Below are 7,744 nucleotides of genomic sequence, written 5' to 3'. Positions count from 1 at the left end.
TTATACTACAAGTATTAATACTTGTAGTTACAGACTATGCCATACTGAGCATGGAGACACACACATGGCGACAAAAGAGAGCCCAAAGAGCCCCAAACAGACCGATGCGATGGAGCGCCGCAGGGAAAAAATTCTCCAGCGCATCGCAAAAATCGGCCCCGTTCTGCAAGGCACCATAACGCGGCGCAGCATCGTGCGGGATGACCCCCGAAATCCCGGAATGCAAAAGGAGTACGGCCCCTACAATCAGTGGACGTGGAAACGAGAGGGAAAGACGGTCACGGTAAACTTGAGCGCGAGTCAACTCAAGCCATATCAGCATGCCATTGCCGAGAACCGAAAGCTCGAAGAATTGTTACAACAACTGCGGGACGTCTCGCTGGAATTACTCGAAGCCAGAACCGAAGGTGTGCCAAAGCGCTCGAGAAACAAGTAAATCCCCTAGAAAGCGCAAACCCAGAGAACCTTAGGTTAGTGCCATTCGGGACCGTCCCGAACCTCTGGCAGGCTTCGACGAGTTGTGTCGATGGGATAACGCTTCGGTTGTGTCCCGCCATCTGGGGGCCTGTGCGTTCAGGACGGTCCCGGCGGCAGTTTCTTTGCGATGGCCTCCGCCACCAACTTGCCCTTCACCTCGTTGCCCGCGGCCGTCATATGAATCGGATCGGCAAATAAAAACTGATCCCGGGGCGTCGTCTTATGCAGTTCGATTAGCCCCGCCCCGGTCTCTTGCGCAAGAGCTATCACGATTTGCGTGTGCTCCGCCAGGCCGCGGCGGTAGCCCCCTTCCAGGCGGCGCGACTCCTCGTTCGGTCCGGCAAAGGCCGGGACGTCCAGGTAGGCCTGGGTCAACAACCACACCTGGCACCCCGCCGCCTGAGCGGTGGACACCATTTCGCTTAAATTCGCCTCATAGCCGGTCGGCGCGTTCAACTCCAGATTCGCCAGGGCCTCGTCCACCGGCGGCATGGGCTTCTGCGTCTGGCTCTGCAGGGACAGGGGCCGGATCCAGTCGAGACCATAAGCGAAGGTCAGCCAGGCCTGGGAGCGATAGGCAATCCGGTGCCAGAGCTTCACGTCCAGCGGGGCGAAGTCCGTGCGAAAATGGCTGTAGTCCATTTGATAGTTCGGATAGAAGCGGGGGATTACATCATTGATGGCGTTCTGGATCAGCACCACGTCAGGCTTGAGTTCCGGCAGCGTGCGCTTCAATGTGCCCAGGATTTCGCGGGACGTGTAACCGCCCACGCCAAGGTTGAATACCTCCACCCGCTCCCAGCCCGCCGGTTTCAGCGGGCCGTTAAGCTGCACCTCCAACTGAGCGGGGTAGGTATCCTTATTGTCCTCCACACTGACCCCATAGGTAGTCGAAGCGCCCAGGCAGACAATCCGCAGCACCTGCTCCGATTTGGGTGGAAAATCTTCCGCATCGCGAAAGCCCTGCTTGTTATGCCGGGTCACGCCGCCGCGCGGCCCGGTCACTGTAAACTCCGGGCGAAGGCGGTAACTCAGCTCGGCGTCGGGAATGAAGCGAATCCAGTCGGCGCCCTCGGCGGCCAGACGACCGTAATCCTCCACCACGCGCATCAGCACGGGGTCGCTTCCGCGGGCCACAATAAACCGGGCGCCGATCTCCAGAGAAAACACAAGGGCCAGCAGGAGAATCAGGAAGTAGAGCGGGGCCACCCAGCGGGAAGGGGGCAAGGAAGGTGGGGGGGACGCGGCGGGCGTGACATTCGGGTCCAAGGGCGGAATCCTGGTTGGCGATCATGGTTCGGGGCGCATCCGCCGGACAGCTACACCCCGCTCCGTAGCGATGACCCCTTGGCAACCACCCTATTATGATTTGCGGGGCTCGAAGCCGTCAACCCGAAGTGACGACGGTTCCGGTCTCGCCTTGTTTGGCCTTGCTCAAGCGGCGATACGCCATCTTGATCAGATTCTCCGCTTTGCCCCCGTCACTGGGATAGGTCACCACGGAAAAACGCAAGTCCAACTGGCTTTCGAAAAAGCCCTTATATCGATTCACCGCGATCATCGCGCTGTTGATATCGGTTTCGCCCATCAGCACGGCAATCGAACTGTCAAAATCAGCTATCACATCGCTGTCACGAATGTGGGCTCCCAGAAAACTCCGCAATCCAGAGATACCCTCTTCCGTGGTCACCATGACCATCGATACGAAGCGCCGGTGCCGCTGCGCGCTGTACAACTCGTACTGCAGCAGTTGACGCAATATAGTGAAGTCCGTCTTCACGCTGGCCTCCCAAAATCGGCTGAATGGGTATAGAATTGCTCTCCGTACGGGAAGCAATATTCATGCCCATGCGCATTTTTCACGAGTTTAAAGTAGTTCACGGTGTAAGCGATAGTCATAGAATAACTTAGGGATTTAGCGCATTGGCGCGGCACCCAGCACAATATAGAACTGCTATCAAAATAGACCCAATTGTGGTTCAAAGTTGACAACCTTGTATCGACCGACCAGTATGTATAAGTAGAAATTCAATAAATAAACGACACTATTGCCATGGTTCCGGATCGAATCCGCGATCTTGACCCATTTTGGGGCACAAGCCGCGCCGGACTCCGGAAATCAGATCCATCTTTTCCTCATATCTCAACGTCAATCTATCAATGAAGGGAGAAAGTGTTACGAATCCTATCTAATCATAGTCACCCTTGACCACTTTTGTTGCGCTATGTGGTATACTTCACGCAATCGAGGGCGATGGTGGGGCCACCAACTCCCGCAGGCATGGTCGTGATGTCCCCTATCTCGTACATAAATGGCAGAAATCCGGCACGCCCGCCGCGCGAATGATAGTTTGGCACAATTGATGCTCAAAGAGCTGCCGAGCTTTTGGCATCAAGCGCGCGCAAAGGCGACGCGCAAGGCAGGAAAGGAAGCGGTCGTGACAACGCAATTCAAGACAGAAAGCTGGCAGCATGAAGCGGTGGCGTCCCCGCTTCACGAGCAACTGCTCGGCCGGGATCCACGGATTCTCGAAGTCAACGATCTGGTGAGGCGGCTCGCCCAGGTCGATCTCTCCGTGCTGATCCGCGGCGAAACTGGAACCGGTAAAGACATCGTCGCCAACCAGTTGCACCGCCTGTCCCCGCGTTACGGCAAAGCCTTCATCAAGGTCAACTGTCCCAGCATTCCAGAGGACATCCTCGAAAGCGAATTGTTCGGCTACGAACGGGGGGCCTTCACCGGCGCGGACACCTCCAAGCCCGGTCGATTCGAGATGGCCCACGAGGGCACGTTATTTCTTGACGAAATCTGCGAAACTGCGCCGCAAGTGCAAGTTAAACTGCTCCAGGTGCTCGATGGCGAGCCCATCCTGCGAATCGGCGGGACCGTCCCCGTCCACAGCGACACACGCGTCGTGGCCGCGACAAACCTCGATTTAGATGAGGCGGTCGCGCTGGGACGCCTCCGCGAGGATATTTCCTTCCGACTTCGGGAGGTGGTTATCGAGGTTCCACCCCTCCGGGAACGCCGGGAAGATATCTCTTTACTGGCGGAGCATTTTAATTATAATATGTGCAAGATGATGAAGAAGGAATATGCGCCCCTCGCGCCCGACCTCATCCATGCACTCACCCAGTTGGATTATCCGGGCAACGTCCGGGAACTTTCCGGGCGAATAAAAAAGTATGTAACCACGGGCTCCGTGGATCTATTATTGGCGGAGGAGAACGCGACCGGACAACGGCCCATGTTCGCGCCGGCCCAGGCCGCGAAGCCCATTATTCTGGAATCGCGTGAGGAACGGACCTTCATGCCCTTGAAGGAGGCCGCGCGAAAAGCCGCTGAAGCGGCCGAGCGCGCCCTCATCGAGGAAACGTTGAACTATACTTTGTGGAACCGTCGCAAAGCGGCCAAACTGCTGAGAACGAGCTACAGCTCGCTCCTTCGCCGTATTGAAGCGTACGGTATCGGAAAAGCTGACTAGAACGAGCTGGGAAAAAATCGGAATGAGAAATCGCCTCTGCACTATGCTCCTGGTACCCGCCCTTGGCCTTTTTGTCCTCGGCGGCTGCGCTCATGATCCCGAAGCGGCCCCGGAAGCCGCCCTGGCAGGCGAATCGCCCGCTCCGGCGGCGGAAGTGACGGAAAAATCACTACCCCCGGAGACCACCACCGCCGAAGCCCAGCCCGCCGCCGCGCCCCAGGCAGAGATCGCCGTCGAGCCGGTCAAGGTCCCCGAAGGTGGGCCGGTGAAAGAGGCGGTCCGGGTACAGACCGACGCAATCATGCCGGATAACATGCCGGAGGGCGTCGTTGTGGACGGCTCGGCCACCGGCGAAGCGCCGCCCGCCCTGCCCACCGAAGAAGAGATTATGGCCCAGTACCGCATCGGGCCGACGGACGTGCTGGAGTTTCGTTCTTTTGACGACGAAACGCTCAACACGAGCGTAACCGTGCGTCACGACGGCTACGTGTCGCTGCCCTGGGTGTCGGATCTGAAGTTGGGCGGCCTCACGCGCGAGGAAGCCACGGCCAAGGTGCGCGAAGCCTACCAGTCGCTGTATTTCGAGGCGGAAGTGAGCCTTCAGATTACCGAAGCCACGAGCAAATCCTACACGGTCACGGGCGACGTGGCCCGTCCCGCCGAATTTCCCTACCTCAAACCGATCACACTTCTCGACGCCATCGTGGCGGCGGGCGGCCTGCGCGTGAACCAGCGCGGCGGCGACAGTTTCGTCGGCGGTCAGGGCCAACTGGTGAAGGCGGTCGTTCTCCGGGGCACGGGCGAGGAACGTACGGCGACCGCCTATGATCTTCGCAACATGGACCGCGCCGGCGCCCACGCCACCCAGACTCCCGTGTTGCCCGGTGACACCATCTTTATTCCCGAGGGCCTGAACCTGGTCTACATCCTCGGCGCCGTCGGGCGGCCCGGCATCCAGCCGCTCACGGAAGGAATGAGCTTCCTGCAGGTCATGGCGGCCGCCAACGGCTTCAATGAATCCCAGGGGCGGCTGAGCAACGTCGTGTTGATGCGCGAGGTGAACGACGACCAGACGGAAGTGAAGCTGATCGACGCCAAGGACATGCTTAAGAACGGCGGCGACTTCATCATGATGCCCGGCGACATTATCTACGTGCCCCGCAAGCGACTGGTCACGCTCGGCGAGTTTATCAGCCGCTCCACGGCGCTCGCGTCACCCATCATGGGGATCACCAGTCAGGCGATGGGCCTGTACACCCAGGCCTACGAGGTCTTCTACACCGACGAGCGCATCGACCTGCTCTACAATTCCGAAAACTCCAGCCAGCTCCAGACCAATCTCCAATTGCTCGAGGCCATTCGAACCATTGGCGACGTGGCGAATGGAACCGGCGGCGCGAAATAGCCTGACTTAATCAAGAGGTACATGCATGTCCAGAGATTTTTCGACCGTAGTTGATGATGCCCCGATTGAAAAGCAGGGAACCCGCACGCCCGGACTTCACTTCGATGTGAAGCGCTTCTTCAGCCTTCGAATGCCGGTCATCATGCTGATCTCGGCCGTGCTCGCCGTGCCCTTTGCGCTGGCGGGATGGGTGCTGACCCCGGTCGAATTCACCGCCATGGCCCAGGTCCAGTACCGCTCTCTGACCAATAGCTTCGCCGACAACAACGCGGCCGGCAATTCGGCGGAATATGAAAAGTTCGTAAACACGCAGATCGCCATGTTGACCGGCGACAACGTGATCATGCAGGTTCTGGAGCGCGCCAACATCCAGAATCTCCCCAGCGTCATGCAGGCCAAAGACAAGTTGACCTTCCTCAAGAGCCGCGTCACGGCACGCCAGGTCACCCGAAGCGAACTGGTCACCGTGATCTGCGCGATGCGGACGCGCGAGGAAGCGCTGGAAGTCCTGAAAGTCCTCACCTCCGTGTATCAGGATATGGCGCTCAAGGAGGCCAGCGACGAGGGCAGCCAGCGTATCGTCACCCTCAACGACCAGATCGAAAAGCTCGAAATGGATCTCGCGAACAAGCGCCAGAACATCGAGGATCTGGAAGGCCTGCTGGGCGCCTCCACCGGTATGGTCCATCCCCAGGATTCCGTCGAGGCCGAGCAATACCGCGCGAGCATGCTCGACGCGGAAACCCAGCTCAAGCAGGCCCAGAAGGTCGTCGCCGACACGGAAGACCAGATCGCCCGCCTCGAAGCGCTTCAGGCCTCCAACAAGAGCAACCCCTCCGCCCCCATTTTTGACTACGGCGTGGAAACCCTCGTCGGCTCGGACCCCCGGGTGAGCACCATCCAGGGCGATCTCGTCCGCCAGGAGGGCGTCGTCGACGGGTTGCGCGAAACCCACAAGGACAATCATCCCGAGCTGAAGTCTCAGGTGCGCACCCTGGAATCCCTGCGCAAGAGCATTACAAAGCAGGAGGAAGTCGCCCGCACAAGCGCGCTCCAGTCCCTCCACGGGGACCTGATGCAGCAATTGGAAACCGCGAAGCGCGGCGTGACCGATGCGGAATTGAATCTGGCCAGCAATACGGAGCGCTACGAAACCTTCGTCAACACGGAGCGAGAAAAAGCCACGAAGAGTTCGACCGACCGCGCGCGCCTGGAGAAATTGAGAGGGGAAGCAGACGCCCTCCGCGTGTCCATCGAAAACTGGAACAATACGGTGAGCAACCTCCAGCTTGACGAGAAGGCGCCCGCCCGCATCAGCGTGAACACCGAGCCCTATGCGCCCCTCGTTGCGGGTGTTACGAAGAAGTTGCTGATGGCGTTCATGGGTATCGCCCTGGCCTTTGGCATCGGGTTGACTTATGGCGTGCTCCGCGAATTGACGGACGGCCAGGTGCGCACGCCCCATGATATCAGCCGCATTTCCAGCCTGCCGATCATCGCCTCCATTCCCCATTTCAGCGAAGATCTCGCGCTCAAGAATGTGGACACGGCACTGCTCATGGCGCAGCATCCCAACTCCGTCGTCGCGGACGAATACCGGCGCATCCTGGCCCGTATCCTGTTTCCCGAGGACAACGCCGCCGAAATCAGCTCGCTGATGGTGGTGAGCGCGAGCTGGGGCGAAGGCAAGACCTCCGTGGCCAGCAACCTCGCCGTGGCGCTCGAAAGCGCCAACCGGCGCGTCCTCCTCATCGACCTGAGCTCCCAGCGCCCGGGCATTGAAAACACGTTCGGCCTCGTTCCCGGCCTCGGCCTCGCGGAACTCCTGGAAAACATGGACGCGCGGGAGGAATTGATCCGGCGGACCCAGTTCGAAAATCTCGGCATCATCGGGCCCGGACAGAATCCGAAAGCCCTCGCGGGCCGCCTCGCCTCACGCGAGATGATGGATTTCATGGAATGGGCCGACGAGCATTTCGACCACATCATCATCGATACGCCGCCCCTGTTGCTCATGTCGGACGCCAAATTGATCGCACCCGCGATCGACGGTGTGCTCTTCGTGGTCGGCGTCGGCCAGTCTTCCCTCGGCATGGTGAGCCGCGGATTGCGGGAGCTGGAATTGCTCCGGGCGAACACCATCGGCGTGGTGCTCAACGGCGTCCGCAGCCTGCGCGGCGGTTACCTGAAGAAAAACCAGAAGCTCTTCTACGCCTATGTCAATCAGGCAGCCCCGCCGCGGATGCGCCCGGCCGCCATGCCGGAGATCAACATTCTAGACGAGGATATTCCCGAACCGCTGGACGCGGAAGTCGTTCTGCTTCCGCTGGAAAAGCGAAAGGACTAACGCACGCATGTTCCCCGGCTCCCGAGAGGA

The 7,744-nt window shown here is 59.4% G+C and carries 6 protein-coding genes; 4 read left to right on the top strand and 2 right to left on the bottom strand.

Annotation, left to right across the window (positions count from 1 at the left end):
• The first annotated feature begins 64 nt into the window (after positions 1 to 64).
• A complete protein-coding gene (locus tag JNK74_07160) occupies positions 65 to 436 on the top strand; it encodes a hypothetical protein (protein ID MBL7645956.1) in 372 nt (123 codons plus the stop codon).
• A 137-nt stretch (positions 437 to 573) separates the two neighbouring features.
• On the opposite strand, the gene JNK74_07155 is transcribed toward JNK74_07160, so the two are convergent.
• Together JNK74_07155 and JNK74_07150 are read right to left on the bottom strand one after the other, a co-directional pair.
• Positions 574 to 1,746 (bottom strand): SGNH/GDSL hydrolase family protein, encoded by a 1,173-nt coding sequence (locus JNK74_07155; GenBank protein MBL7645955.1) that lies wholly within the window; start codon positions 1,744 to 1,746, stop codon positions 574 to 576.
• A 118-nt stretch (positions 1,747 to 1,864) separates the two neighbouring features.
• Positions 1,865 to 2,257 (bottom strand): hypothetical protein, encoded by a 393-nt coding sequence (locus tag JNK74_07150; protein MBL7645954.1) that lies wholly within the window; start codon positions 2,255 to 2,257, stop codon positions 1,865 to 1,867.
• 658 nt (positions 2,258 to 2,915) lie between these two features.
• Between JNK74_07150 and JNK74_07145 the strand changes: the two genes are divergently transcribed.
• Genes JNK74_07145 through JNK74_07135 form a run of 3 tightly spaced genes read left to right on the top strand, consistent with a single transcriptional unit; the run spans position 2,916 to position 7,714 of the window.
• Positions 2,916 to 3,962 (top strand): sigma-54-dependent Fis family transcriptional regulator, encoded by a 1,047-nt coding sequence (locus tag JNK74_07145; protein ID MBL7645953.1) that lies wholly within the window; start codon positions 2,916 to 2,918, stop codon positions 3,960 to 3,962.
• Between the two features lie 22 nt (positions 3,963 to 3,984).
• The gene (locus JNK74_07140) at positions 3,985 to 5,367 is read left to right on the top strand and encodes an SLBB domain-containing protein (GenBank protein MBL7645952.1); all 1,383 of its coding nucleotides are present in this window, start codon (positions 3,985 to 3,987) and stop codon (positions 5,365 to 5,367) included.
• Between the two features lie 25 nt (positions 5,368 to 5,392).
• Positions 5,393 to 7,714 carry an AAA family ATPase gene (locus JNK74_07135; protein MBL7645951.1) on the top strand — a complete coding sequence of 774 codons (2,322 nt, stop codon included), beginning with the start codon at positions 5,393 to 5,395 and terminating at the stop codon, positions 7,712 to 7,714.
• Positions 7,715 to 7,744: the final 30 nt, after the last annotated feature.

Source organism: Candidatus Hydrogenedentota bacterium, assembly GCA_016791475.1.
Classification (GTDB): domain Bacteria; phylum Hydrogenedentota; class Hydrogenedentia; order Hydrogenedentales; family JAEUWI01; genus JAEUWI01.
Note: the sequence above shows the minus strand (reverse complement) of the source record. Positions and strands in the feature narration are given on the sequence as shown.

Excerpts from the sequence above, each read along its gene's own strand:
- JNK74_07160 (MBL7645956.1), top strand. The coding sequence starts at position 65 with ATGGCGACAAAAGAGAGCCCAAAGAGCCCCAAACAGACCGATGCGATG.
- JNK74_07140 (MBL7645952.1), top strand. The coding sequence starts at position 3,985 with ATGAGAAATCGCCTCTGCACTATGCTCCTGGTACCCGCCCTTGGCCTT.
- JNK74_07135 (MBL7645951.1), top strand. The coding sequence starts at position 5,393 with ATGTCCAGAGATTTTTCGACCGTAGTTGATGATGCCCCGATTGAAAAG.